The 26648-nt window shown below is 40.5% G+C and carries 24 protein-coding genes; 13 read left to right on the top strand and 11 right to left on the bottom strand.

What is annotated here, in order from left to right:
* Window positions 1-87 precede the first annotated feature (87 nt).
* The 4 genes from AACW90_RS03250 (at window position 88) to AACW90_RS03235 (ending at window position 3510) form a co-directional block, all read left to right on the top strand.
* Entirely contained in the window at window positions 88-429 is a 342-nt protein-coding gene (locus AACW90_RS03250; protein ID WP_390230691.1) for a cupin domain-containing protein, read from the top strand.
* 8 nt (window positions 430-437) lie between these two features.
* Entirely contained in the window at window positions 438-1376 is a 939-nt protein-coding gene (kdgK, locus tag AACW90_RS03245) for a 2-dehydro-3-deoxygluconokinase (RefSeq protein ID WP_390230688.1), read from the top strand.
* A gap of 12 nt (window positions 1377-1388) precedes the next feature.
* Window positions 1389-2012, top strand: a complete 624-nt coding sequence (locus AACW90_RS03240) for a bifunctional 4-hydroxy-2-oxoglutarate aldolase/2-dehydro-3-deoxy-phosphogluconate aldolase (RefSeq protein ID WP_390230685.1) — start codon at window positions 1389-1391, stop codon at window positions 2010-2012.
* 181 nt (window positions 2013-2193) lie between these two features.
* The gene (locus AACW90_RS03235; RefSeq protein WP_390230682.1) at window positions 2194-3510 is read left to right on the top strand and encodes a ferredoxin reductase family protein; all 1317 of its coding nucleotides are present in this window, start codon (window positions 2194-2196) and stop codon (window positions 3508-3510) included.
* Between the two features lie 234 nt (window positions 3511-3744).
* On the opposite strand, the gene AACW90_RS03230 is transcribed toward AACW90_RS03235, so the two are convergent.
* The 5 genes from AACW90_RS03230 to AACW90_RS03210 form a co-directional block, all read right to left on the bottom strand.
* Window positions 3745-4944: an enolase C-terminal domain-like protein gene (locus AACW90_RS03230; RefSeq protein ID WP_390230679.1), complete on the bottom strand. Its 1200-nt coding sequence runs from the start codon at window positions 4942-4944 to the stop codon at window positions 3745-3747.
* Between the two features lie 72 nt (window positions 4945-5016).
* Window positions 5017-6120, bottom strand: a complete 1104-nt coding sequence (locus AACW90_RS03225; protein WP_390230676.1) for an ABC transporter ATP-binding protein — start codon at window positions 6118-6120, stop codon at window positions 5017-5019.
* 17 nt (window positions 6121-6137) lie between these two features.
* On the bottom strand, window positions 6138-7025 hold the full coding sequence (locus tag AACW90_RS03220; RefSeq protein WP_390230673.1) for a carbohydrate ABC transporter permease: 888 nt from the start codon (window positions 7023-7025) through the stop codon (window positions 6138-6140).
* Between the two features lie 2 nt (window positions 7026-7027).
* A complete protein-coding gene (locus AACW90_RS03215) occupies window positions 7028-7894 on the bottom strand; it encodes a carbohydrate ABC transporter permease (RefSeq protein ID WP_390230670.1) in 867 nt (288 codons plus the stop codon).
* Window position 7895: 1 nt separating this feature from the next.
* Window positions 7896-9119 carry an ABC transporter substrate-binding protein gene (locus AACW90_RS03210; protein WP_390230667.1) on the bottom strand — a complete coding sequence of 408 codons (1224 nt, stop codon included), beginning with the start codon at window positions 9117-9119 and terminating at the stop codon, window positions 7896-7898.
* Window positions 9120-9347: 228 nt separating this feature from the next.
* On the opposite strand from AACW90_RS03210, the gene AACW90_RS03205 reads away from it, so the two are divergent.
* The gene (locus AACW90_RS03205) at window positions 9348-10358 is read left to right on the top strand and encodes a LacI family DNA-binding transcriptional regulator (protein ID WP_390230664.1); all 1011 of its coding nucleotides are present in this window, start codon (window positions 9348-9350) and stop codon (window positions 10356-10358) included.
* Window positions 10359-10460: 102 nt separating this feature from the next.
* On the opposite strand, the gene AACW90_RS03200 is transcribed toward AACW90_RS03205, so the two are convergent.
* Both AACW90_RS03200 and AACW90_RS03195 read right to left on the bottom strand, forming a co-directional pair.
* Entirely contained in the window at window positions 10461-10811 is a 351-nt protein-coding gene (locus AACW90_RS03200; RefSeq protein WP_390230662.1) for a hypothetical protein, read from the bottom strand.
* Between the two features lie 99 nt (window positions 10812-10910).
* Window positions 10911-12221, bottom strand: coding sequence for a peptidoglycan DD-metalloendopeptidase family protein (locus AACW90_RS03195; protein ID WP_390230659.1), 1311 nt, complete (start codon window positions 12219-12221; stop codon window positions 10911-10913).
* Between the two features lie 298 nt (window positions 12222-12519).
* Here AACW90_RS03195 and AACW90_RS03190 point away from each other — a divergent pair, with 298 nt between their 5' ends.
* The 3 genes from AACW90_RS03190 (at window position 12520) to AACW90_RS03180 (ending at window position 15188) form a co-directional block, all read left to right on the top strand.
* Complete coding sequence (locus tag AACW90_RS03190) at window positions 12520-12918, top strand: GFA family protein (protein ID WP_390230656.1); 399 nt, start codon at window positions 12520-12522, stop codon at window positions 12916-12918.
* 258 nt (window positions 12919-13176) lie between these two features.
* Window positions 13177-14547, top strand: coding sequence for a YjiH family protein (locus AACW90_RS03185; protein WP_390230653.1), 1371 nt, complete (start codon window positions 13177-13179; stop codon window positions 14545-14547).
* A gap of 149 nt (window positions 14548-14696) precedes the next feature.
* Window positions 14697-15188: a pilus assembly FimT family protein gene (locus AACW90_RS03180; protein WP_390230650.1), complete on the top strand. Its 492-nt coding sequence runs from the start codon at window positions 14697-14699 to the stop codon at window positions 15186-15188.
* A gap of 205 nt (window positions 15189-15393) precedes the next feature.
* Here AACW90_RS03180 and AACW90_RS03175 read toward each other — a convergent pair whose 3' ends face one another.
* The 3 genes from AACW90_RS03175 to AACW90_RS03165 all read right to left on the bottom strand — a co-directional run bounded on the left by AACW90_RS03175 (window position 15394) and on the right by AACW90_RS03165 (window position 18585).
* On the bottom strand, window positions 15394-16392 hold the full coding sequence (locus AACW90_RS03175; RefSeq protein WP_390230647.1) for a S1 family peptidase: 999 nt from the start codon (window positions 16390-16392) through the stop codon (window positions 15394-15396).
* Window positions 16393-16685: 293 nt separating this feature from the next.
* The gene (gene gcvT, locus AACW90_RS03170; protein ID WP_390230855.1) at window positions 16686-17813 is read right to left on the bottom strand and encodes a glycine cleavage system aminomethyltransferase GcvT; all 1128 of its coding nucleotides are present in this window, start codon (window positions 17811-17813) and stop codon (window positions 16686-16688) included.
* Between the two features lie 148 nt (window positions 17814-17961).
* Window positions 17962-18585 (bottom strand): helix-turn-helix domain-containing protein, encoded by a 624-nt coding sequence (locus AACW90_RS03165; RefSeq protein ID WP_390230644.1) that lies wholly within the window; start codon window positions 18583-18585, stop codon window positions 17962-17964.
* 441 nt (window positions 18586-19026) lie between these two features.
* Here AACW90_RS03165 and gcvH point away from each other — a divergent pair, with 441 nt between their 5' ends.
* The 3 genes from gcvH to AACW90_RS03150 all read left to right on the top strand — a co-directional run bounded on the left by gcvH (window position 19027) and on the right by AACW90_RS03150 (window position 23032).
* Entirely contained in the window at window positions 19027-19407 is a 381-nt protein-coding gene (gcvH, locus tag AACW90_RS03160; protein WP_390230641.1) for a glycine cleavage system protein GcvH, read from the top strand.
* Window positions 19408-19467: 60 nt separating this feature from the next.
* A complete protein-coding gene (gene gcvP, locus AACW90_RS03155) occupies window positions 19468-22332 on the top strand; it encodes an aminomethyl-transferring glycine dehydrogenase (protein WP_390230638.1) in 2865 nt (954 codons plus the stop codon).
* Between the two features lie 223 nt (window positions 22333-22555).
* Entirely contained in the window at window positions 22556-23032 is a 477-nt protein-coding gene (locus AACW90_RS03150) for a peroxiredoxin (RefSeq protein WP_390230635.1), read from the top strand.
* A 431-nt stretch (window positions 23033-23463) separates the two neighbouring features.
* Here AACW90_RS03150 and AACW90_RS03145 read toward each other — a convergent pair whose 3' ends face one another.
* Window positions 23464-23916, bottom strand: a complete 453-nt coding sequence (locus tag AACW90_RS03145; protein ID WP_390230633.1) for an Lrp/AsnC family transcriptional regulator — start codon at window positions 23914-23916, stop codon at window positions 23464-23466.
* 164 nt (window positions 23917-24080) lie between these two features.
* On the opposite strand from AACW90_RS03145, the gene AACW90_RS03140 reads away from it, so the two are divergent.
* The gene (locus tag AACW90_RS03140; RefSeq protein WP_390230630.1) at window positions 24081-24971 is read left to right on the top strand and encodes a DMT family transporter; all 891 of its coding nucleotides are present in this window, start codon (window positions 24081-24083) and stop codon (window positions 24969-24971) included.
* Window positions 24972-25494: 523 nt separating this feature from the next.
* Window positions 25495-26619: a M14 family metallopeptidase gene (locus AACW90_RS03135; protein WP_390230627.1), complete on the top strand. Its 1125-nt coding sequence runs from the start codon at window positions 25495-25497 to the stop codon at window positions 26617-26619.
* Window positions 26620-26648: the final 29 nt, after the last annotated feature.

Raw genomic sequence — 26648 nt, 5'->3', positions numbered from 1 at the left:
TATTTGTATGACAATATGTCTTTTGAGTAGTATGATATTGCGATAGAGTTGAGAACATTGTTTACGCATTTCTTAGGAGAGTTAAGTATGAACCGTTTTTTTAAAATTTCCGAAAATGAATGGGAAGAGCTAGGTGGAGGCATCAAGCGCAAGATAGTCGGATACACTGATGATCTCATGGCTGTCCACCTAAACTTTGACAAGGGCGCAGTAGGAGCTCCTCACTCCCACGACATCCACGACCAAATTGGTTATGTCGTTGCAGGCAGTTTTGAAGCGGAAGTAGACGGGATAAAATGCATTTTAACCGCTGGTGATGCGTATATCGCTCCCAAAAATTCTATTCATGGCGCCGTCGCACTTGAAGATAATAGTATCCTATTTGACCTATTTTCACCCCTACGTAAAGATTTTCTTACCAATAAATAAGGCATTCTATGGCATCTTTAAACATTGCTGTTTTGGGTGAATGTATGGTCGAGCTGCAACAGCAGCCCAAAAACCTTCTCAAACGAGCTTTTGGTGGCGACACACTAAATACCGCTTTATATCTAACGCGTTTAACTAGAAAGCATTCTATTAATGTGAGTTACGTTACCGCCTTGGGTAACGACCCTTTTAGTCAAGACATGATTGACCAATGGAATAGCGAAGGTATTGACACAAGCTTGATCCTACGTTTGGAAGATAAACAACCGGGTCTTTATTATATAGAAACCGACGACACTGGTGAAAGATACTTCCATTATTGGAGAAACGATGCGGCAGCTAAGTACATCTTTGACCAAATAGAGTCAAAAACTCTACTCGACAAACTATATAGCTATGACGCTATCTACCTAAGTGGAATTACGCTGGCTATCCTAACCGATAGTGGACGAGAAGTGATGTTTACATTCTTAGACCGTTTCAGAGAGAGTGGCGGCAAAGTTATTTTTGACAATAACTATCGACCAAAACTCTGGAAAGACAAGGTTACAGCGATAGAAAACTATGTGTCAATGCTGCATAAAACAGACATCGCTCTACTCACTTTTGATGACGACCAAGATCTTTATGGTGATCAAGATCTAGATGATTGTATCTCTAGAACGACAAAAGCCGGTGTAAAAGAAATAGTTATAAAGCGAGGCAGTAAGGCGTGCCTGGTCATCACTGATGATACAGCAGAATACGTGACGGCAACGACGGTGTCTAACGTTGTTGATACTACCGCCGCGGGAGACTCCTTTAGTGGCGGCTATTTGGCAAAACGATTTATCGGCGGCACAGCTGTTAAGTCTGCAGAAATCGCACATAAAGTGGCAGGAACTGTCATTCAATATCCTGGCGCTATTATCCCAGCAGAGGCTATGCCCTCTATAGAACTAGATTAATTAGGTGGACAAATGACAACGTTAAACGAACAATTAGCTGCTTTAAAAGTAATACCCGTCATTGCAATAAACAAAGCTGCAGACGCTATTCCATTAGGCCGCGTTCTGGTTGAAAACGGTATGCCATGCGCAGAAATCACATTTAGAACGGAATGCGCAGCAGAAGCTATCGCACTAATGCGCAAAGAATTTCCCAAGATGTTGATTGGTGCAGGTACAATTCTGACCAATGCGCAGGTAGATGAAGCGATAGAAGCGGGTGTAGACTTTATCGTTAGCCCAGGATTCAACCCTCGTACTGTTCAATATTGCTTAGATAAGAAAGTTACCATCATTCCAGGAGTAAACAACCCTAGTTTGGTTGAACAAGCCATGGATATGGGATTGCGCACTCTAAAATTTTTCCCTGCAGAAGCTTCTGGTGGCACTGGAATGTTAAAAGCACTAACCGCGGTCTATCCAGTTAAGTTTATGCCAACTGGTGGTGTTAGCGTTGACAATATAGGCGAGTATTTGTCTATTCCATCCGTGCTTGCTTGCGGTGGAACGTGGATGGTCCCTACCAAATTGGTTGATGAAGGCAAATGGGAAGAACTCGGTAAGTTGATAGCAGATGCAGCAGTAACCGTCAATTAAGCCACAAGCCTAAACCCTATTTCATCATCCTAATTAAGCGCCTATCTCGGCGCCTTTTTCATTCTGTAAATAATTGTAAAGTAAGATAAAGTTGCGTAAAGAAACTGTCATCTAATCGGCTTGGCCTTATGATGTGCTTATACATACATTCGTACCGTTTACTCACTTTGGTCAACACACTATGCTTAAATTCACCGCTCTACTTACCCTTCTTTGGCTACCAGCCTTGCTTGTCGGCTACGACAAATTTGGTGACTTTTTCTTCTGGCGATCACAATTAACCATGTATACAGGGATACTGAGTCTGGGCTATATGAGTCTGGCCGTATTGCTTGCTGCACGTTTTAGTTGGGTTGAATCTAAGGTAAAAGGATTAGATAAAGGTTATGCGCTGCATAAAACATTAGGCATAGGCGCCACGATTGCGTTGATTTTACATTGGGTTACCGTAAAAAGTGCTCACTGGCTTATTGATGCTCAACTAATAGCAATGCCAAACCGCGGCCCACGACCAACATTAGAAGGCATTGACTGGCGCGGAATTGCAGAACAAGTCGGTGATATTTCATTTAAAGTATTTTTAATATTTAGCCTGATTTCCCTAGTACAAGCCATAAGCTATAAAAAATTCAAATTTACTCACAAACTGGGGGGCATACTGGTTCTTGCTGGTGTATTCCACTCTATGATGTTGCTCAACTGGGATATCGCTTCTATCCCAATGAACAGTGCTATTACGGCTTTATCGATTATCGGAGTGTGGTGCTCCTTCATGTCACTTACTGGTAAGATCGGAAAGATCAATAAGACAAAAGGCCATCTATCTGAAGTAACCCAATTTTCGATTACAAACGACAGCCACTCTGTGGTTCGTTTTTCGGTACAACTCGACAATGAAATAAACTATAACGAAGGCCAGTTCGCCTATCTAGATTTCCACGATGGTGAAGCTCCCCACCCGTTCTCCATATTAGATTATGACAAAGACAACCGACTCGTTTCATTTGGTGTCAAAGACCTTGGGGATTACACTCATCAACTCGTCAATAAATTAGAAGTAGGTCAAGCCGTGACAATTGAAGGCAGCTATGGTCGCTTCCAGATGTCAGGTCATGAACATCAGGTTTGGGTCGGTGCTGGTATTGGTATTGTGCCGTTTATTTCTCGCTTATATTGGCTGAAACGCAAATCGGACAAGACTCAACCTTCATTTAAGAAAATTGAACTCTTCTATTGTGTGAATAGCAAAAAAGAAGCCTTTTTTGAAAGTGAGATAATTAAGGTATTAAGTCATCTACGTTTTATTGAGTTCCACCTGCTAGATGCGGAAAAAGGTGAATTGCTAAATGGCGACCAGATTGCGTCGAAAATGGCTGGCAAAAAATACGATGTGAGCTTTTGTGGCCCAAAAGCGTTTGGTCAAAACCTACAACAACACTTAGCGTTGACGGGATTACCAAAGGAAAGGTTTCATAAAGAGATTTTTAAGATGAGATAGTTTTACCAGCGTCAGTAAACCTGAGCCGAAATACCAAACTGAATAGGTTTTTCATTATTATAGATGTAATTACAGCGGCCGTTTTAGGCCGTTCAGCAATCGGCATCCATGCCCATTGCTGTCTACTCCATTACAACCCTATTATTAATTAATTGATTTTCCTGAATGGTGCAAGCTCCCAACGCATGTGTAGGAGAACCCGTCTTGGTTTACAGACGCTTAGTTTTACAGAAACTATGGTGTATGGATCACGCCACTTGGTAGACGCGATTGTGTCCATTCTTGAACCGAAAGGTCCATTTCAAACGTTTTGGCTAATTCAACGTCTAGATCAACCCCTATACCCGGAGAATCTGATGCATAAAGGTATCCATTTTCGGTTTCTATTGTACCTGGAAATACATTACGAATATTCTCATTAGGTGCATCCCATTCTTGAATAGCTGAGTTCGCGAAAGCTATATTCAAATGTAAATTTACACTATGGCCAATCGGAGTCATATCTTGAGGACCATGCCATGCGAGTCTAACACCATGCGCTTCGCAATATGCCGCTAATTTTATCGCTGGAGTAATCCCACCTATTTGACTTATATGGACACGGATATAGTCGAGTTGCCTTTTTGCGACAATACTTTTCCACTCCATAGGATTATTAAATAGTTCACCGATAGCAATAGGGGTAGATGACTGAGCGCGAATCATTTCCAACCATTCCAATTGATGCGGTGGTAGAGGATCTTCAATGAAGAATGGTCTGAATCTTTCCATTCTTTTCACAAAATCGACCGCTTGTATCGGAGTCAGTCGTTCATGAACATCATGCAGCAAATGAACACCATAACCAATGGTTTCTCTAAGGTGTTCAAATAACGTGATCACGCTCTCCATATAGGTTTCTTGATCATAATATGCACCAGGAGTAGGGTCTTTGGTCAAATGCGGGACCGCCTCTTTACCGCCATATAAACCCATTTGGCAACGAACATAACGATAACCTTCTTTTATATATTGGCGAACGTTTTGTTCAACTTCTTGAATTGTCGATCCATCCGCATGCCTATAAACCGGAATCGCATCCTTAGATTTCCCGCCAAGAAGTTGATAAAGAGGCATACCAGCAAGCTTGCCTTTGATATCCCAGAGCGCCATATCGATACCACTCATCGCATTGTTGAGCACTGGGCCATTTCGCCAATACGCATTAACCATCATTACATTCCATAGATCGTTAATATTATTCGCATCTCTGCCAACTAAAAGCGGCACTAAATATTCTTCAATTACCGTTTTGACTGCATACGGCCTTTGTTGGAACGTCGCGCATCCTAATCCATATACACCATTATCCGTGTGTACTTTTACTGCGACTAAATTATGTTCTTTTGGTTTGGTCAAAACCACTTCTATGTTAGTTATAATTGTCGGCTTCATTTTGATCTCTTGATTAATTTCGTTGTTAAATTTTTATCTACAGTCTCGTGCTGTACTGTCTTTCTGATCGAATTACAGTAGAGCGCCGCTAGTTGGGTTAAACACCAACAATTTCCTCTTATCGAAGGCCAGCGATATACACTTTTTACCTTCTATTTTTTCGAAGAAATCGTAAGAAACTCTAGAAATAATATTATTGCCCTGGATAGCACCCTTCAGAAGTACGCTGTATCCCAATGGTTCTACCAACTGGATATCCACTTCAAACTCTTGCGGACAATCAATAACTTGCAAGTCATTGATATTCTCGGGCCGAATACCTAAGACCAAAGGGTCGTTCAACATAGGTTCAGTAGTAAATGAATAATTTGAAAGGCCTACTTTAAGTTCTTTACTACCATTTAGAACAAAGTACGGTTCACCATCTTCTTTGGTGAAATACCCTTCAAGCTTATTCATTGGAGGGGAACCTAAGAAACCCGCTACAAATAAGTTTATCGGTTCACTGTAGACTTTCTTTGACGTGTCAGCCTGCTGTATAACACCTTCGTTCATTACTACAATTTTAGAACCCATCGTCATTGCTTCTACTTGGTCATGAGTCACATAAACCATCGTTTTGCCGAGTTTTTCATGCAACATCTTAATCTCACTGCGCATTTCAGCTCGCAGCTTTGCATCAAGATTTGACAACGGTTCATCAAACAAGAAAACTTTTGCATCTCTTACCAATGCCCTTCCAATCGCAACACGTTGACGTTGGCCTCCAGATAGTTGCGATGGTTTTCGATCTAAGAGATTGGTGATTTGAAGTAATGAAGCAACCTCTGAAACTTTCTTATCTCGTTCATCCTTAGGAACTCCCGCCATCTTCAAACCAAACTCCATATTTCCACGAACAGATTTGGTTGGATAAAGCGCATATGATTGGAACACCATTGCAATATCTCGGTCTTTTGGTGCAAGATCCGTTACATCTTTACCGTCGATATAAACACTTCCGCCTTCAATTTCTTCAAGACCCGCAATAATGTTGAGAAGTGTAGATTTTCCGCAACCAGATGGACCTAGCAGCACAGTAAATTCGCCCGATTCAATCTTATAGCTAACGTCCTTCAATACGTGGACCTTGCCGTCATAAATTTTATCAATGTTTTTAATTTCAATAGTTGCCATTATTAATCCTTAAACCCTTAACCTTTTACTGCGCCGTTAGTGATTCCACGGACAAAGAATTTGCCTGAGCCGAAATACACAACTAGAGGAAGCATGGCCGTAATCATCGTAACGGCCATATCAACGTTATATTCTTTTACACCAAATGTTGAATTCACAATATTATTGAGCATTACTGTCATTGGTAAGTTATCGAGTCCTGCAAATGTCAGCCCTATCAAATAATCATTCCAAATCGCCGTCACCTGAAGAATCGTACTTACAATCAAGATGCTGGAAGACATCGGAAGTATTATGTGGAAGAAAATTCTGAAAAAATCACCGGTATCAATTAAGGCGGCCTTCATTAAATCATTTGGCAAGCTCATGTAATAATTTCTGAAAATAAGTGTATGAATCGGCAATCCAAATAAAACGTGAACTAAGATAACCCCGGGTAATGAACCGTATAGTCCAGCAAATGCCATCAATTTTACCAATGGGTATAGAAGAATTTGGTAAGGCACAAACGCACCAAGCATTAATGCTGAAAGCAGCATATTTCCCCAGCGAACCTTCCACAAAGCAAGTGCATACCCAGTAATGGCAGCAAGAAAAACTGAAATAATTGTCGACGGAACGACGATTTTCACTGAGTTCCAAAAACCTGAAGAGATGCCTTCACATACCGCTCCAGAACAAGAACTGTTCCATGCTTTATCCCAAGCATAAAACGTTATTTCGTTAGGTAGTGCCAGTATATTTCCTGCTCGAATCTCACTCATATCCTTTAACGAAGTAACAAGCATGATATAAAGTGGAACGAGGAAATATAAGGCAAATATCACTAAAAAGAAGTAAACGACTATACGCTCAACACCAAATTTCTTCTTTTTGTTTCGCGGAGCAACAACAATAGCATCCATGATTATTTACCTTTTCTTAGCTTTTGTACGATGATAAATGGAGCTAACACCGCAAACATGATGAGAAGCATATTGACGGCTGCCGCACTGGCAAACCCGATATTTGCTCTATCAAATAAATAGTCGACAATGAACTTACTCGGGATGTCTGAAGAAAACCCCGGCCCACCTTTAGTTAATGCCACCACCAAATCGTAAGACTTAAGCACATGAGTTATTAGGATAATGGTACTTGTCAGCACCATCCCTTTTATCATTGGAATAATGATATGAAAGTACATTTTGAGCTTTGGGATTCCATCTATCATGGAAGCCTTCCAGATGTCGTTGTCTATCCCTCTTAATCCAGCCAACATCAATGCCATAACTAAACCTGAGGAATGCCATACAGCTGCAATGACTACAACGTAAATAGATTTGTCGTAACGTGTTAACCAGTCAAAAGTAAATGACTCGAAGCCCATTCCTCGGACTATATTCTGCAATCCAATTTCAGGATGCAATATCCATTGCCACACCAAACCAGTAACAATAAAAGAGATAGCAAGCGGATATAACATCGCCGTTCTGAAGACGCTTTCAAATCTTATCTTTTGGTCGATTAGAACCGCTAACAAAAAGCCTATAATTAAACAAAAGGTTACGTATAGAAATCCAAAAATAAACATGTTTTCGACAGCGGTTTTCCATCTTAAATTCCTAAACAAACGTTCATATTGTGCGAACCCTACAAAGTCGTAGGTAGGTAGAACCTTTGACGACGTAAAAGATATCAAGGTAGTCCAAATTAATGGGCCGTAAAAAACAAAAACGATAGCAATTACTGTCGGAACAAGTACTACATTCTGACTTTTTGATAAGCGGATCATATTATTTCGCCATTTCTACTGCATCAATAATTGACGCGATACCATCTTCGTTTGAGATATTTTTGTTATTCCAAAAATTAGTGATTGCATCCATCAAACCACCCATAGCATCAGGTGACATAACCTGAGTAGGGTTAAGAGATTGTTTACTTGAATCGCCTAATAAATTGAAGGCATAACTTACACATTCATCTAAATGAGAAACATCAGCATCTTTACGAATAGGGAGCGAACCTTTGTGAACACTAAATTCCTCTTGAGATTTAGCTGAAGTCGCTGCTTTGATGAATGCATTTTGTGCATCAATATTACCGCTGCTTGGTGCAATGAAGTTATCCACTTGAACCATCAACGCCTCATAACCCGGAGCAACTCTACAGCCATAATCTGAGCCAATTTTTTGATCCGAGGCCGAAAATTCGCCCTTCGCCCAATCGCCCATAAACTGGAATGCTGCTTTATCTTGGATAAGTAATCCAGTAGTGTCATTCCAATTCCGTCCCGGAGATCCTGCATCAACAAATTCATTCAGTTCTCTGAACATTGTTATCACGCGTTTACCCGTTGGGCTATCTAACTTCTCAATATTGCCCTTAAGAAAAACATCTTCAAACCAAGTCTTACCACCTTCTCCAAGTGCGATTGACATAAATAGAATTCTCTCTTGCCACGCTTCTCCACCAAGTGCCAAAGGAGTAAAACCAGCCGCTTTGATTTTAGGAGCGGCCTCTAGGAATTCGCTCCACGTTGTTGGAACTTCAACACCGGATTCGCTTAACACATCCATAGAATAGAACATCCAATTAGCGCCATGAATGTTGGTTGGGATAGAGTAGTACGAGCCTTTATACTTACTAAGCTCCTGAACCGATGAATAGAAAACACTATCCCATTTTTCAGCTTTAGCAATATCATCTAAGTTTCGAACTTGATTGGCATCTACCATCTCAAACAATCCAGGTCCTGGTTGCCAAATAACAGCATCTACAGCTTGGTTTGCCGCTCGCATGTTGTTATAAAGTGACATAGCAGTACTTCGATTATTCCCTGAAATATCCTTCCAATCGTAACCTTGTTCTTTCACATTATTAATTATCACTTCAAGGGCTTTGGATTCACTGCCTGTAACCCAAAAGTGAACCACTGACACTTCCTCACTCTGTGCTAAAAAGGAGCTGCTTGCCAATAGTGATGTAAGAAATATTCCTTTAAGTTTTGTGCGCATTTCTAATCTCCGTAGGGTGTGTTTTTGAATGCTGAGGCAACTATAGGCAACATAAAAGTAGTCGTCAACGCGAAATGATATCGTTATCATTGCAAATGAGATCGTTATCACTCTCTATGATATCGTTATCATCAATAATGAGATCGTTATCATATTCACTTTGACATTAACCGAGTTTAGATTAGAATAATAAGCCATTTCCAAATTGGGTTATCGGAGATTAATACCTTGACTAAACCTGTCACACTTAAAGAAATTGCTCAAAAGACTGGGCTTTCTGTTGCTACCGTAGGACGTGTTTTTGCATCACCTGAAAAAGTAAAACAAAGTACAATCGACACCGTTACTTTGATTTCAGAACAGTTAAATTACCGCCCCAACTTAGCTGGAAAATCTTTAAGAACAGGTAAAAGCTACGAAATAGCGATGATGCTACCTTTCGATAGAAAAGATTCCGCATCGGCGATGGGGGCTGGTCAATACAATTTAATCTCAAGCTTTATGAGCAATCTTTCCAACAGCGGTTATTCGCTAAAACTGCTTCCATACACAAGTAAACATGAAGCTAAACAACTGTTTGATGATTACTTAAAAAACAACACACCCGATGCTTTCGTTGTTACTCAATTAGAGCCGCTTGATGCACGTATAAATCGTTTAGATCAATTAAACATACCATTCATAACATTTGGCAAAAGTAATGCAAAACTGCCACATAATTACTTTGATTATGATAACTATTTATTTGCTTACCAAGCGACTAAAAATGCATTAGACAACGCGGCTAAAAAAGTCATCTTATTAACGCTCAACGACAACTATATACATTATCTTTTACAAATTTCTGGATACGAAGACGCCTTAAATACACATGATAAAGAAACAGATAATTGTATTGTTCGCGTAGATGCTAATGATGATAGTTCCACATTAGCGAAAATTGAGGCTGTTTTAGATAGTGCTGACACCGTTATCACAGTATCTCCACACTTAGTCTATTTGACGAAAAAAGCAGCAAAAAATATGGGCATTGTTATCGGGGAAAATTTAAGTATCGTATGCTCATCAGCTTCACCTAGTCTATTACAGATGCTCGAAATACCTATCACCTGTTACTATCAAGATTTTGCGAAGGCTGGAAGTATTTTGTCAGAGTCCGCGCTACAACTTTCGAACAACAAAAACTGCGACATCATATCTATACTAGAACCTTACGAAGTCATAGATATACATGGATAGGAATAGTCCAAACTGCTCATTTTATGACCAGAAAAAGGTCCTTTAATCAGGAGTTTGGACATCAATTAAAGGTTATTTAAAAAGGAATGACCAAAATTCAGATCAGCTACGTTTAGGCTGCTTGTAGGTCTTACCTGCAGCTTGAAACGTCTCTTTGTGTTTAACATCAAACATAGCAAAAAAGAACCAAGCAACAAAATTAACAACATGATCGCCTTCATTCATCACGTGCTCTACAAATTCCTGTTCTTCACCAGTGTCATTCTCTTGCAATGTCACGTGATAGATACGTTTTTCACCATCGACGTCGGCCAAAGAAAACTGTCCTGATAATGATTCGGCAGCCTCTGCTATCTCTTCATCTTCACTACTTTTCAAGTGTTCTAATACCTGAGGTAGATTTTCTAGCTCACAAAGTACATTAACTAGGGTCTCAAATTCATTTTGAAGCATGCTCTAATCTCTATTTATAGAATTGCGTTGATTGTATGTGACAATGAAAAAAGAACCAACCTTAGGTCAGTTCTTTTTAATATCATTTAGATTATCGACTTACTTGGTAGTACTGACTAAAAACTGCTGACCTAGCAACTCATTGTATTCAGCTATCCTAGCCTTAAATTCCGTCATCTCTTTTTTAGGCACCGAACTCGCCATTGGTATCTTCGCCTTCATTGCATTGACCGCTTTATTTCGGATCATAAATTCATAATGCAAATGTGGGCCCGTTGAACGCCCAGTATTTCCAGAAAGTGCAATCTTCTGTCCTCGAGAAATCGCCTGGCCTTTTTTCACCAATATTCTACTCAAGTGTAGGTACCGAGTTTTGTAGCTACTGCCATGCTGAATGACGATGTACTTACCTGCATATGGGTGGTTTCGAGTCAGTATCACTTTACCATCCCCTGTAGAATAAACAGGTGTACCGATAGGGGTTGCGAAGTCGGTGCCATTGTGAGGCGATGTTCGACCGGTTACTGGATGTTTTCGATTGGGATTAAATGAAGATGAAATTCTATACCTTTTACCCGTTGGATACCTTTGAAATGCTCTTTGTAAACTCTTACCGTCTTTGTCATAATACTGACCATCTGTGTGTAAAAAAGCCGTAACAGTTCGTCCTCTATTATGTATTCGAATAGCCTGAACTTCTTTCTTCCCCGTCGTTTGATCACCTACATACTGCCTATTTTGAACAATCTCGAACTGATCACCCGCTCGTAAATCACGAGAAAAATTCAGCTTATCCTTCAATAAGGTATTGATCTGCTCTATCTCGTTATTCCCAACACCGACCTTGTTCGCAGACTGAGAAAAACTACCATGGATCTCGCCAACATATGGTTCTAGTTTCCACTCTCCAGGTACCGAGATATCTTTGAATTGATAGCTCTCATCTTCATGCCTTGTATATAGCACTTTGTCAGCAATATTGAATTGTAGAATCATCTTACTAAGGTGATTTTGTCCTTCCGTTCCCCAAAAAAGCAGTTGATTTCCGGGCTTTAACGTATCCAACATCAGATAGTTGAGATCGGCCTCCATAACCTTAAGTAAATCGCTATAAGGAAAGCCTAACTGATCAAATATGGAGCTGAGATTATCACCTTTTTGAATGGTATAACTATAGTCGGGAGCCGAATCAAGTCCCTCTGATGCCACTTGTGTTTCGGCACTATCGTAGGTGGGCATTTCTTTGAGTTGAATCGGGACAAACTTTCTATCTTCGGTTCGAGAGTCAATACCTAAGCTTACCAGCGTGATAACCGCAACCAAAGGCAACAGGGTCGCGAACAATCTTTTTTTGAAAGGTACATCCTGAGACAAAATATAACTTACAGGAGAAAATAGTTTTCTAAACACAATACATCCAATCGTTCTTTTATCATTGATATGCCACTGAAAGCGCTATAACACTAGCTTAAAATGATCATCCATTTCCAGTGGGGTTATACTACAATAGGTGCATGTTGAGCACCATTGAACTAAAGTCAATTTTATGACAATTGATATAATATAACAATTCCTTTGAGGTGCGCTACTAACTTTACAATTGTCAACACTTTGACACAGTATGCATAATTGATACAAAACACTGTTTTAATTTGAGAATTATTATTAATCCGTTAGATTGGAAATATCACTGTTGAAGGAAAAAGCTATGTCTATAATTCGCACTGCGTCGTGTTCCTGCAATCTCGTGACTATTCGTTGTAAGGGTGAACCTATTAGAACGGCAATTTGCCACTGCTTTGAATGCCAAAAGCGGACAGGAAGTGTGTTTGGTGTGCAGGCCCGTTATCTGACCGAAAATACCGTGCTAGATGGCGAAGTCGTGTCCTATTCCAGAATCGCCGATTCTGGAAATCAAGTTACTTATGACTTTTGTCCCCGTTGCGGAACTACGATGAGACTGAAACTGAACGCCGTACTTGATGCCACCATCGTTCCTTTAGGTTTATTCAAAGAACAAGACTTCGCAAGCCCCAGTTTTTCTGTTTATGAGCAAAGAAAGCGTGGTTGGATATCGTTTGACTGCGAAATGGACCACTTTGACTGAATGGCCCTTATAGACGCAAAACTCAGATCAAACATACCTAATTGATATGTTGCGAGGTATCGGTTATGCAACATATTTATCCATAGCAAAGGGCAAATACAACCGTGCTTGCTGAATATAACCCATATACAAGTGAATACTATTGCAATTCGAGACAACAAACGCTAACCTTGCCCCATTCTGACTAAATACGGACATTTAGTGAATAACTATGCCAAGGACATCGGCGGACAACACCAAAATATTTAGAGACTTCAGATGCCAAATAATACCCAAGCTAACCAGCTTGAAAAAAGAAATAGCACCTTTTGGATTTTTTTCATTCCCTCTCTTTTGGGCCTATTTCTATTTATGGCTCCCATCAGTTATGAAGGTGACATTACCATCCCTGTGGCGATACTCGCTAAGGGCTTAATCGCCTTACTCGATGAATACTTGATTCCAATCGTCACCATTATTATTTCATTTATGGCCGTTGCGTCACTACTTTATAGAGCCGTCAAACCCTCATTTATTAAAAACAATTTATTTTTTGACCGCCTATTTAACCCTTCTCTACTATGGCTTATCGTTCGAGTCATTGGTGGGTTAGCAGTCATCATGACCTATTACCATCTAGGTCCGAAAGCGGTATGGGAAGAGAATACCGGCGGCTTAGTACTAGAAGGCCTACTGCCAACGCTTTTTTCAGTCTTCATTTTTGCTGGATTATTATTGCCACTTTTATTGAACTTTGGACTGCTAGAGCTTGTGGGCACCTTACTCAGTAAAGTGATGCGACCGATATTTAACTTACCGGGTAGAAGCGCAATAGACTGTATTGCCTCTTGGTTAGGTGATGGCAGCGTTGGTATCTTGTTGACCAGTAAGCAATACGACAACAAATTTTATACTCAAAGAGAAGCTGCGGTTGTTGGCACCACCTTCTCTGCCGTCTCTATTACGTTTAGTCTCGTCGTATTGGCTCAGGTAAAGTTGGAAGCGTATTTTCTACCATTTTACGGCTCGATCTGCCTCGCAGGTATTGTTGCAGCGATTATCATTCCACGTTTACCACCATTAAGTCGTAAAAAAGACATCTTTGTCGACGGTTCGGCTCCAGACAAAGATATCGACCTCGTTCCAGACAATCACAACGCTTTCTCTTGGGGCTTAAAGCTTGCTTTAAACAAAGCATCTCAGGTCACCAGCGTTAAGAAAGTCGTTAACGATGGTCTAGAGAATGCGGTTGATATGGTTTTTGGTGTATTACCCGTTGTTATGGGTCTTGGTACCGTCGCGCTTATCGTCGCAGAATATACGTCAGTGTTCTCTATTTTGGGTACACCGTTTGTTCCCTATTTAGAGTTGCTCGGCATACCAGAGGCGGCCGCAGCATCGGAAACGATGATGGTTGGCTTTGCAGATATGTTCCTACCTGCCATCATTATATCTTCTGTAGATAGTGAAATTACCCGATTCGTTATTGCCGCTATGTCAGTTACTCAGCTTATTTACATGTCAGAAGTGGGCGCATTGCTTTTAGGTAGCCGTATTCCAGTTAACTTTATCGAACTTTTCATCATATTTATATTGAGAACACTCATCACTTTGCCGGTTATCGCAGGTGTCGCACATTTGGTATTTTAAGCGAATTGGTTTTTTAGAACCGTTTGGATTATTGAAACAATCAAGTGATTAAAAATGATGTTAACTACCCCCGCATTCGCGGGGTTAGTTGTTGATTATAAAACCTATTCGCACTATATTAACCGCAATTCCAATTATAAATAACTCACATGAAAAAGAATGGTTTTACTCTCATCGAATTGGTGATAGTCATTGTTGTCTTGGGTATTCTCGCGGTGACAGCCGCTCCTCGTTTCCTAAATTTACAGCAAGATTCTAGAATTAGCGCCTTAAACGGTGTTAAAGCTAGCATGCAGTCTGTTAACAATATCGTTTTTGCCAAGTCTCAGCTCGGCTATGTGAAAAGTCGAGATGGAGCGTCATTAGCTCGTCATACCTATATTGACCTCAATAAAAACAACATCCAAGATGATGACGAATGGGATCTCATTTGGAACTATATTGATAATACGGATATTGGCAAAGCTATTTTGCTGGATGGTGATTTAGTGACCGAAGAGGAAGGTGCTTACTATCTTTATGTCGGATTCGATACGGATAACACCGGAACACCGAAATCGGGAAACTGTTGGATCAAATACACCCAAGCCATTGATGAAGGTGGCTCCCCTGCATATGAATTAGAAACCACTGGCTGTTAATCTTTTTAAAAAACGATACAAAAAAGGAAGCAATTACGCTTTAATCGCTATTCAATTAAGACTTCAAACTCCGTCATCATTACAAAAGTGGGAATCTAAAACCCACACAGATTCCCGTTTTCACGGGAATGACGACTTTTTCCTAAATGATCAGCATTAGCAAATACGCCTTCCTCTTATTTATAATCGACTAATAAGAATCGGCCTAAGAGCGCTTCTTCCTAAAAATAGCCATTCCTAACATAACCAACGTAGACCAAAGCGGGACACTACCGCCACCGCCGCCACCAGAACCTAAAACATCGGATACCGCATCCGGTAAGCGCCCATTTAGCCGATAGTATTCTCTATCACTTTCACTCGTCGTATAGGTTGCTGCAACCAACCCATTTTTGACATTAGTTATCCAACCTGAATAATCAGCAACTTCAGTAAATACCGATGTTGCGGTTATTGTCGCAAGCCCACAACCAGCAAGAGGCCCATAACTTGTAATACCTACCTGATTACCATTCCAATACAAAGGGCCGCCCGAATCGCCTTGGCAAGTCGAATTACGTAAACCACTTCCAGCATCAATGTCACCTGACATACATAGTTGGGATTCAGATGCACCACCTACTTTGTATTCAGTACATGAACTGTTTGCAATATATGTCAATGTCGCCTCTTGTAATAAGGTAGTGCTGTCTTCACCTGTCTTAGTATTACCATGGCCGACGGCAACAAATGTCTCGTTAACACCATCCGCTCTATATAGATTTTGATCGCTAGCAAACTGCGTATATGAACTTATATTTACGGCTGATTCCAGTTCCAAAATAGCGATATCATTTAAGAAGACTTGATCAGGGTCGTAATTTTCATGAATGTAGAATTTGGAAACATAATATTTAGTTGCATTGGAAGCATCGTCTTCATCATCTAAATTAGGTATTGCCACCGTAAAGAGGAGGTCCACTTCGGATATATTGTCGGCATTTTGGTCGACACAATGTGCAGCCGTCAGTACATGGGTAGCGTCGATAAACGTGCCGCCACAATAGCCATAATTGCCGTACTCATTATAATAAAGACGAGCATAAGAAGGATAAGTAGAGGTAGAGGTATCTGTACCGTTGACAATATAGGAGTCAACTTCTAGTGCGCTGAGAGACAACGAGAACAGTGCGGTGGATATCCCTAAAGTCAGCTTTGTTAACATATTAGCTACCTTTTTAGCATGTATATAGTTAAATAATAGTCTTTTTGGACCACTTAAGGAATATAATTAATAGGTTAGAACCTTCAAATTTTGTCCTTAAATAATCGACAAAAGTATTAATTTACTCAGCACAGAAGTCTCCACCTACAAGAGGTTGTGCTCGTCTAACGAGTTAAAGCAACGTTAGCGCTAATGTAGTCACGAAGAGATGAGAATAGCGAACTTTCTGATAATGAAAGCTCGCTATGCATAATTGAGAAGCTAAGCGTAGGTGATAAAACAGAAAATATTTATTAACCTCGATAATACCTTTGCGGTACAAACGGCATTTTCTCCACTGTCATAGCCAGTTTTTTACCTCGAACTTCGGCAAAGATTTCGGTTCCTATTACGGAAAATTCCTTCGCAACATACCCCATCGAAACAGGCTTTCCTGCATTGGGCCCTGCCGTTCCACTCGTCACTATACCAATTTCGTTATCCTGCGCATCAAACAGTTTGCAGCCTTCACGTACCGGTGCTTTGGTTTGCCCAACGAGTCCTATGCGCTTACGTAGAACGTCTTTAGTTTCGATTTGTGTGAGAATAATATCAGCGCCTGGGAAACCACCCGCTCGTTCGCCGTCACGACGACGATTCTTACTAATACCCCAAAGCAAACTCGCTTCTACTGGTGTTGTTGTCGTATCCAAGTCATGGCCATACAGGCACAATCCGCACTCTAAACGCAATGAATCACGCGCACCTAAACCGATCCATTCTACGTCGTCAACCGCCGTAAGCTTACGAGCAAGCTCATCCGCTTTATTTGCAGGAACGGAGATTTCATAGCCATCTTCACCCGTGTAACCAGAGCGACTTACATAACATTCAGCGCCGTCGATATCGATAATCTGTGCGTCCATGAATACCATCTCGGCAACCGCAGGTTGGAAAGCAGACAATATCTCAACCGCTTTTGGACCTTGAAGCGCAAGCAGAGCCCGGTCTTCAATTATTTCTAATTCGACACCGTCAAGTAGGTTCGCTTGCAGATGCGCAATATCTTGTTCTTTACATGCGGCGTTTACAACGACGAAGATATGGTCACCAAAATTGGTCACCATTAAATCATCGAGAATGCCACCTTGTTCATTGGTAAAAAAAGCATAACGCTGTTTGCCAGCAGGGAGACCAATAATGTCGACAGGAACAAGTGCTTCCAATGTTTTTGCTGCGTTACTGCCTTTTAAACGAAGTTGCCCCATGTGAGAAACATCGAAAAGCCCGGCTGCATCTCTAGTGTGTAGATGTTCCTTTTTTACACCAAGCGGATACTGGACTGGCATATCGTATCCGGCAAAGGGAACCATCTTAGCACCCGCTTCTATGTGCAGTGCGTGTAAAGGGGTTTTATGTAATTCGGTCATCACTTTCTCCATAAAGATTTGGACTATTGAAACAGCGCTGTTTCCAATAATAAACATTGTTTACTATGCAGAGCATTAATAACAGATTGTTTTAAATTGTTCACCTATTTATTAACAAAAATGGCACAAGAATGATGACAAACAGCCGAGACGATTGTGGTTATTTTGCCGTCACCCAAAGGATCAAAGCGTCCTCATCACTGACAGACGTCAACATATGTCCCATGTTTGCATCGTAATAAGCACTATCACCCTCTTTGAGATTAATGGGCTCGTAATACTCAGTATAAAGAGTTACCTCTCCTTCTAAAATCAGTAGAAACTCCTCTCCATCATGCTTGACCCAGTCACCAAAGTCTTCAATTCTACGGGTGCGAATACGGCTTTTAAACGGCATCATTTTCTTATGCATTAATTGGGTAGCTAAAAGTTCATGTTCATAGGTTGGTGTCGGATGAGGCTTGCCCTGCCCTTGCATAGTCAGATCTCTACGCCCTGTAGCCATTGTTGTTTTTGGCGGTTCAAAAAGTTGAGGCATATCTATTTTCAATCCGGAAGCGAGCTTTTGCATTGCTTGGAACGTCGGGGATATCTGTTCATTTTCTATCTTTGAAAGCGTAGAGCGGGCCAAGCCTGTCCTCTGGCTTGCCTCTTCTAATGTTATCCCTAAATTAGATCGTATGTCTTTAATCTTTTGCCCCAGCTTCAAAGGTTCAATACTTTCACTAACCCCATCTTTTTCTAACTTAATCGAAGGATATTCGTCTAGGTTTTCAATAGGCATTCGTAATCCATCCATTATTGTTATGCTTTATCTTATTGTTGCATGAAGCCTAATAATAAGGAAACAGCAACATTTTCACTTCAATTTATCAAACCATACGAAATTATGTTTCCTATTGGAAATTTTTGATTGATTATTGAAAAAACAATGGTTATGTTACCAACATGTCAATGGCGTCGTCCCTCGAATGCAATCGATTGCGGAAACGACGACTGACCATTAATACACGACAATTAAATACATTAGAGTTCACTCAAGCAGATTAAGAGTATTAAAATGAAATCTTCATCTTCTTGTGCATATTCTACGCTTATACTGAGAACATGCTTAAGTTCGCTCTTCTTAGCGACAATTGCTTAAACGATTTTGGCTGCGAGCGAATGACGTTATAAACGTAACCAGTTTTTCAATTATTGATATTAACAGTTTGGAGACAATAAGATGGACAACACCCTGAAATTTACAGAAAGCCATGAGTGGATAAAAGACAATGGTGACGGAACTGTAACTATCGGTATTTCAGAGCACGCACAAGAGATGTTAGGCGATGTCGTATTTGTAGACCTTCCTGAAGTTGAAAGTGAAATTGAAGCAGGCGAGAGTTTCTCTTTGGTTGAATCTGTAAAGGCCGCTTCTGACATATATTCACCTATCACGGGTGAAATTGTTGAAGTTAACGAAGAACTCGACGACAGCCCAGAACTTATCAATGAAGAACCATATGAAGGTGGTTGGATTGCTAAGATTAAGATGTCTGACCCTTCTGAGTTAGATAACTTAACCAACGCAGAAGAATACTTAAGCAGTATTGAAGAAGATTAATTTGGAAAAATAAGAAAAAGCTGCTCTAACTGGGCAGCTTTTTAACAAGGTACAAAGGAAATGACTGAACTACTTCAACATCTAAGCACACAAAACGAATTTGTTTCTCGCCATAACGGTCCAAACAAAACCGATCAACAAAAAATGCTGAAAACTGTAAAGGTACAAAGCCTTGAACAGTTAATTGATCAGACGGTTCCGGCAGCCATTCGATTGGAGAAACCTCTTTCATTGGATGCGCCGATGAGCGAATCTGATATGTTGGTTAAGCTTAAGAAAATAGCCGAACTCAATCAGATCAAACGCACCTTTATCGGCCAAGGTTATTACAATACCTTTGTACCCAACGTTATTTTACGTAATGTACTTGAAAATCCAGGTTGGTATACCGCTTATACCCCTTATCAACCTGAAATTTCACAGGGTCGTTTAGAGGCACTACTAAATTACCAACAAATGGTAATGGACCTTACAGGTATGGAGATCGCCAACGCGTCACTGCTTGATGAAGCGACCGCCGCAGGCGAAGCGATGACCCTCTGTAAACGTGCAGGCAAAAGCAAAAGTAAGGTATTCTTTGTTGCCGACAATGTTCATCCGCAAACCATTGAAGTGGTCAAAACCCGTGCAACCTTTATCGGCTTTGATGTTGTCGTCGGTTCTGTAGACTCTTTAGCTGAACAAGACGTATTTGGTGCCTTGCTTCAATACCCCTCTACTTCCGGTGACGTCACCGACTTAACCGACGTTATTGCCGCCGCTCAAGCCAACAAAACGCTCGTCACAGTTGCCACTGATCTTCTTGCTTCAACGCTTATTAAACCTGCTGGTGAAATGGGTGCAGATGTAGTCATTGGTAGTGCACAACGTTTCGGTGTGCCAATGGGTTACGGTGGGCCACACGCCGCATTTATGGCAACAAGAGACAAACACAAACGTACCATGCCTGGTCGAGTTATTGGCGTCTCGATCGATTCAAAGGGTAACAAAGCGCTTCGCATGGCAATGCAGACTCGTGAGCAACATATTCGTCGCGAAAAAGCGACATCCAATATCTGTACGGCACAAGCACTACTTGCCAACATGGCGTCATTTTATGCGGTATTCCACGGTAGCGAAGGGCTTAAAACGATTGCGCGTCGAACTCACCATATGAGCGCAATTTTGGCATCTGGATTAACCAAGTCTGGTTATGAATTAAGCAATAACCACTATTTTGATACGATTACCATCGAAACAGGCGATGCCACCGACACATTGTATACCAAGGCACTTCAAGCAGATATCAACCTACGTAAGTTAGATGGAAAAATAGGGGTCAGCTTTGATGAGACCACCACAACACAAAACATTGCTGATCTATTTGCCATTTTTGATGTTAATGAAGATATCAATGCATTGTCGACGGTTATTACACGCAATGAGTTTGCGGCTATTCCTGAAACTTGTCGCCGCGAGACTCGCTACTTAACACACCCAGTATTTAATACGCATCATAGTGAAACACAAATGATGCGTTACCTAAAACAGTTAGAGAATAAAGACTTCTCGCTCACCCACGGTATGATTCCACTTGGTAGCTGTACGATGAAGCTAAATGCTGTTGCTGAAATGCTTCCCGTCACTTGGCCTGAATTTGGGTCACTGCATCCATTTGCACCTAAAGAGCAAACCAAAGGGTACGGCAAACTTGCCACATCTTTGAAAGATATGCTGTGTGAAATTACCGGCTATGATGAGTTCTCTCTACAACCAAACTCTGGTGCTTCTGGCGAATATACTGGTTTGATCGCCATTCAACGCTACCACCAAAGCCGAGGCGATGAGCACAGAAACGTTTGTCTTATCCCTAGTTCGGCCCACGGTACAAACCCGGCAACAGCTTCAATGGTTTCCATGAAGGTGGTGGTAGTTAAATGCGATGAATCTGGCAATATCGACATCACAGACCTCGCTGACAAAATCGAAAAGCACCGCGATAATCTATCTAGCATTATGATCACCTATCCTTCTACCCATGGTGTGTATGAAGAGCAAGTGCAGCTCGTATGTGAAATGGTTCACGAGGCGGGTGGTCAAGTTTATCTCGATGGCGCGAACATGAACGCGCAAGTCGGGTTAACGACGCCAGGTTTCATCGGATCGGATGTCTCTCACTTAAATCTACATAAAACCTTCTGTATTCCCCACGGTGGCGGTGGTCCGGGCATGGGCCCTATCGGTGTAAAATCTCACCTAGCACCTTTCCTTCCGGGTCATATTGAAGGGGGCCTAGAGGGTGAGGACTTCGCAGTTTCTGCAGCCGATTTGGGTAGTGCGTCTATCTTGCCTATCTCTTGGGCCTATATTGCTATGATGGGTGAACAAGGCCTAACAGAAGCAACCAAGGTCGCTATCTTAAATGCCAACTATGTGATGGAGCGTTTGACGCCTCATTATCCGATTCTGTATCGCGGTACCAACGGCCGTGTCGCGCACGAATGTATTATCGACATTCGTCCACTGAAAGAAGAAACGGGCATTAGCGAAGAAGACATCGCTAAACGTTTAATGGATTACGGATTCCACGCACCAACTATGTCTTTCCCGGTAGCTGGCACACTAATGATTGAGCCAACCGAATCGGAAGATTTGCAAGAGTTGGATCGTTTCTGCGAGGCAATGATCGCGATTCGTCACGAAATGAACAGTGTGAAAAATGGTGAATGGCCACTAGAGAATAATCCATTGGTTAATGCACCACACACACAGGTCGATCTTTCTTCTGAAGAATGGGACAGGCCATATTCACGTGAATTAGCATGTTTCCCATCAAAACAGACGAAAATTTCAAAATACTGGCCAACAGTAAATCGCGTTGATAACGTGTATGGCGATAGAAACCTTATTTGTTCTTGCCCTAGTATTTCGGAATATGAAGAATAGAATTTTTTGATGTTCACAGATAACTAAGTTGAAAACTAACTAAAATAATTAAAGGCGGATCATTTGGTTCGCCTTTTGTTATCTTGGGTAATTCATTAGAGTCGGCTGTTTTACTAAATCACTACAATTTTTGACAATATATAATTTCCATAAATTCAATAGATGGTTTGTTTATGCTTTAGTAGCTAAACTGTCTAAAACCAATACGACAAGGAAAGTAGATATGATTCAGAAAGGTCAACCATTGCCAATAGCAACCCTTAGCGAGCTCGGCGAAACAGGAATGTTAACCCACAACACTGACGAGCTGTTTGCAAACAAACGCGTTGTTCTATTCGCTGTGCCAGGAGCGTTTACACCAACCTGTTCAGAGGCGCATTTACCTGGATATGTCGTCTTAGCTGAAGAGATTAAAGCAACTGGTATAGATATTATTGCGTGCATCTCAGTTAACGATGCTTTCGTGATGAAAGCTTGGGGCGAGGCACAAAACGCTACTGAAATTATGATGCTGGCTGATGGTAACGCAAGCTTTACCAAATCTCTTGGACTTGAGATGGATACAGCTACTTTCGGTGGCACTCGTTCACAAAGATATGCAATGGTTATAGAAAATGGCGTAGTGACACAGCTAAACGTCGAAGAACCAAAACAATTTGAAGCCAGTAAAGCCGAAACTATCTTAGCGACGTTGAAATAGTCTCAAGATCATAATGGTTCAGGATAACCTATTCTGAACCATTGTTCGGTGAGATACACATAACACCGCGTGAAGGTGTGAGCAACGCCAACCACCTAATCCATTGCGACGTAAACACAAAACCCAAACTTAATCTGACAATGCCAAGCGTTGAAAGTCGCTCTTAAATATTTGTTAGCAGTTTGCCCAAGTACACGCTTAGCCCTTTCCAAAACATGGTCAAAAGTCATAATTGTCAGGTTACGGTCGCTTGAATTTAAGATTCTAAATATTTCTTTTTGATCAGTATTCCAGTCTTTTTAGCGACCATGAATTAAAGTGCGTCGTGGTTTAATTGTAGTAACACCACTGACTTTCTTAAAGAACTCATGACGTGTTAACTGAAACAACCTATCAAGGTTAATATGTTAAAAACACAGTGAAAAATTTGTTCAAATTGGAATATTTAACCCGATTTTTATATCCTTCATAACCACATTAGTTCGAAATTTGTGTATGGTACTGTCATTCAAAAATAATTCTCTCGTTATTTCTTCATATTTCTTCATGTTTTCTGCAGTGATGATTAAGACAAAATCAGTGTCTCCAGCTACGTAATAACATTGTTGGACTTCTGGACATTTCTCAACTTTATCCTTAAACCCGTCCATTATTGTAGCCCCACCTCTAATCATCAAAATCTCCACTATTACGGTTACATAACCACCAACCTCAGTACCATTGAGCACCGCAATCTCTTTTGTTATCACTCCTGATTTTCGTAACTTATTGATTCTTCTTTGCACAGAAGACGCAGATAGTCCTAATTCAAATCCAATCTCTTCAGATGTTTTGCGTGTGTTAGATTGCATGATTCTTAATATTTGCCTTTCAAACTCATCCATTTGCATAAAACCTTCACCAAACTCAAAAACAAGCAGATATTCTGCAATATTGGGCCATATTAGCTGCGTAAAATAATGACTACAAGTCTAAAATAAAGTCACGAATTAAAGTGATAAATATTGAGGTCATATGGTAAGTTCAAAAAAGAACGTATGGGGGGGGGGTGGTCCTTGGACTAATTGCATCACTTATTTGGGGGAGTTGGCCAGTTATTTCTAAATTAGCAACGATTCAAAACTTGTCTGCTATTGATATTACATTAATAAGATTCACCATCGCTGGTATAGTCCTATTTCCTGTGCTCATTTATAAATCTATATCAGTAAAAATGATTACTAAGAAAGGTGTATTATTAACTATTGGAGCAGGGGCTCCGTATGTTTTTTTAGCGATAACTGGAATAAAATATTCAAGTAGTGCTCATTTTGGAATGATCGCCCCTAGCACAATGTTGCTTTTTTCAACAATTGGCAGTGTCATATTTTTTTCCGAGTCAATTAAGCCAATAAAAGCGTTTGGGATTATACTGATATTATCTGGCGTTTTAATTATTGGAATAAATGGCATAAAAAGTATTGATTTAAGAACCTTATTTGGTGACATAATGTTTGCTTTATGTGGATTCCTTTGGGCTTATTATACACTTTTAAGTAAACATTGGTGTCTCAATTCTTGGGTTTCAACTTCTTTAGTTTCAGTAGTATCTTGTATGGTTTGCTTACCTATTTTAACCTTTAATCTAGCGAGTATAATGGAAAAGGTCTCAGCATACGATTTACTTGTACATGGAATATACCAGGGTATTGTGGTCGCGATTGTTGCTTTATACTGTTACTCAAAGTCGGTCTTTATATTAGGGGCAGCAAAAGGAGCCATCTTTGCCTGTTTAGTACCACCTTTTTCTCTGATTTTAGGTGTATTTTTTCTTGATGAATCATTAGGAAAATCAGAGCTAATCGGTATCATATGTGTTTTTTCTGGGATGATTTTAAGTCTAGAAATAATATCATTACGTCGTATAAGACATAAAACAACAACAATTAGTCGCTATTAATACCAAATATGTAATCTACTGAATTGATCTTCAATATTTTTGTATAAATGCAGGGTGAAAACATGAACAACTACTATCACTATATACCTATTTTTCACAGTAAGAATTTTCAAGAAAACCGAGACACACTTTCTTTATCACACAAAAGAAACCAGCACTCAAAAAACAATTGAACAAATAAATCAGCACTAATATTTATCACTTTATTTTTACCTTTTTTCTAATTTAATTACAACCAGCCTCACAAAAAGCACTGATATATACTATTTAAAGCAAACTAATAACATTGTGTATATAAAAATATTTACGCACATAGCCCATTATTTTATCTCGCATGATATTTAATGGTTGGTTTATACTGAAACTCAAACAACGAATAGGACTCAATGAAAATCTTAAGGTTAATCGTCCGATGATATAAAAGCTCAATTGATGTTAAGTACATTTATTGAATGTACTTAACATCAGTCTCGAAATAAAATGTGCTAACCTTACTGCAACTCACCACGAGATAACAACTACAATGAAAATATTCAGCAACTTCGAAAGTGGCAACATTCACGTCGTTTCAGCCGATTCGCCACAAAACATTCAACTGACTATTCCTGCAGATAACCAGACGAAAATTTCACAATGGTTCTACTTCCGATTAGAAAGTGAAGCTCAACAGGCACACCACTTTACAATCAATGAACTGGCAACGTCGGCCTACCCAGAAGGCTGGACTGATTACGATGTAGTTGCTTCTTATGATCGTGTAGAGTGGTTCCGCATCCCTACTAAGTTTGATGGCAACACACTGACGTATGAAATAATTCCAGAGCATGATTCGATGTACTTTTCTTATTTCGCACCATACTCATACGATCGCCATCAAGATCTTTTACACAGTGCGCAAATGCACCCAGCGTGTAAGTTAGAAACACTAGGCCACACACTAGACAACAATGACATCAGCTTACTGACGCTAGGAGAACCAAGTCCTAAAAAGAAAAACATTTGGATAATTGGACGTCAACACCCTGGTGAAACGATGGCAGAATGGTTCATCGAAGGCATCTTACAACGCTTACTTGACGAAGCAGATACCGTTGGCCGTTCATTACTCGACAAAGTAGTTATTCATGTTGTTCCTAACATGAATCCAGACGGCAGCATTCGCGGTCACCTTCGCACCAATGCCATTGGTGTGAACCTAAACCGAGAATGGCAAACCCCATCGGTGGAACGCAGCCCTGAAGTGTACCTTGTTCGAAAGCGCATGCTAGAAGCGGGTGTCGATATGTTCTTAGATATCCACGGTGATGAAGCTATCCCGTATAACTTTGTTGCAGGTAGCGAAGGAATCCCTTCTTACGATACGCGTATCGCTCACTTGGAGAACCACTTCAAACAAGCATTACTAACGATTACGCCTGAATTCCAAGATACAGTAGGTTACGACAAAGATGAACCAGGTAAAGCTAACCTAACCGTTGGTTCTAACTGGGTTGGTGAGCAGTTTAATTGCTTGTCTTACACCATCGAGATGCCGTTTAAAGATCACATCAGCCATGTCGATGAACGTTACGGCTGGTCTCCAGATCGCAGTGCTGCATTCGGCCATGATATGCTAGCAGCAGTTTGGGCGACCGTTGGTGAGTTGTAAGTTATTTAGTTTAAATTCAATGAAGGACT

The organism is Vibrio frigidus (genome assembly GCF_042465995.1).
Classification (GTDB): Bacteria; Pseudomonadota; Gammaproteobacteria; order Enterobacterales; family Vibrionaceae; genus Vibrio.
This window is presented reverse-complemented; position numbering and strand designations above follow the sequence as displayed.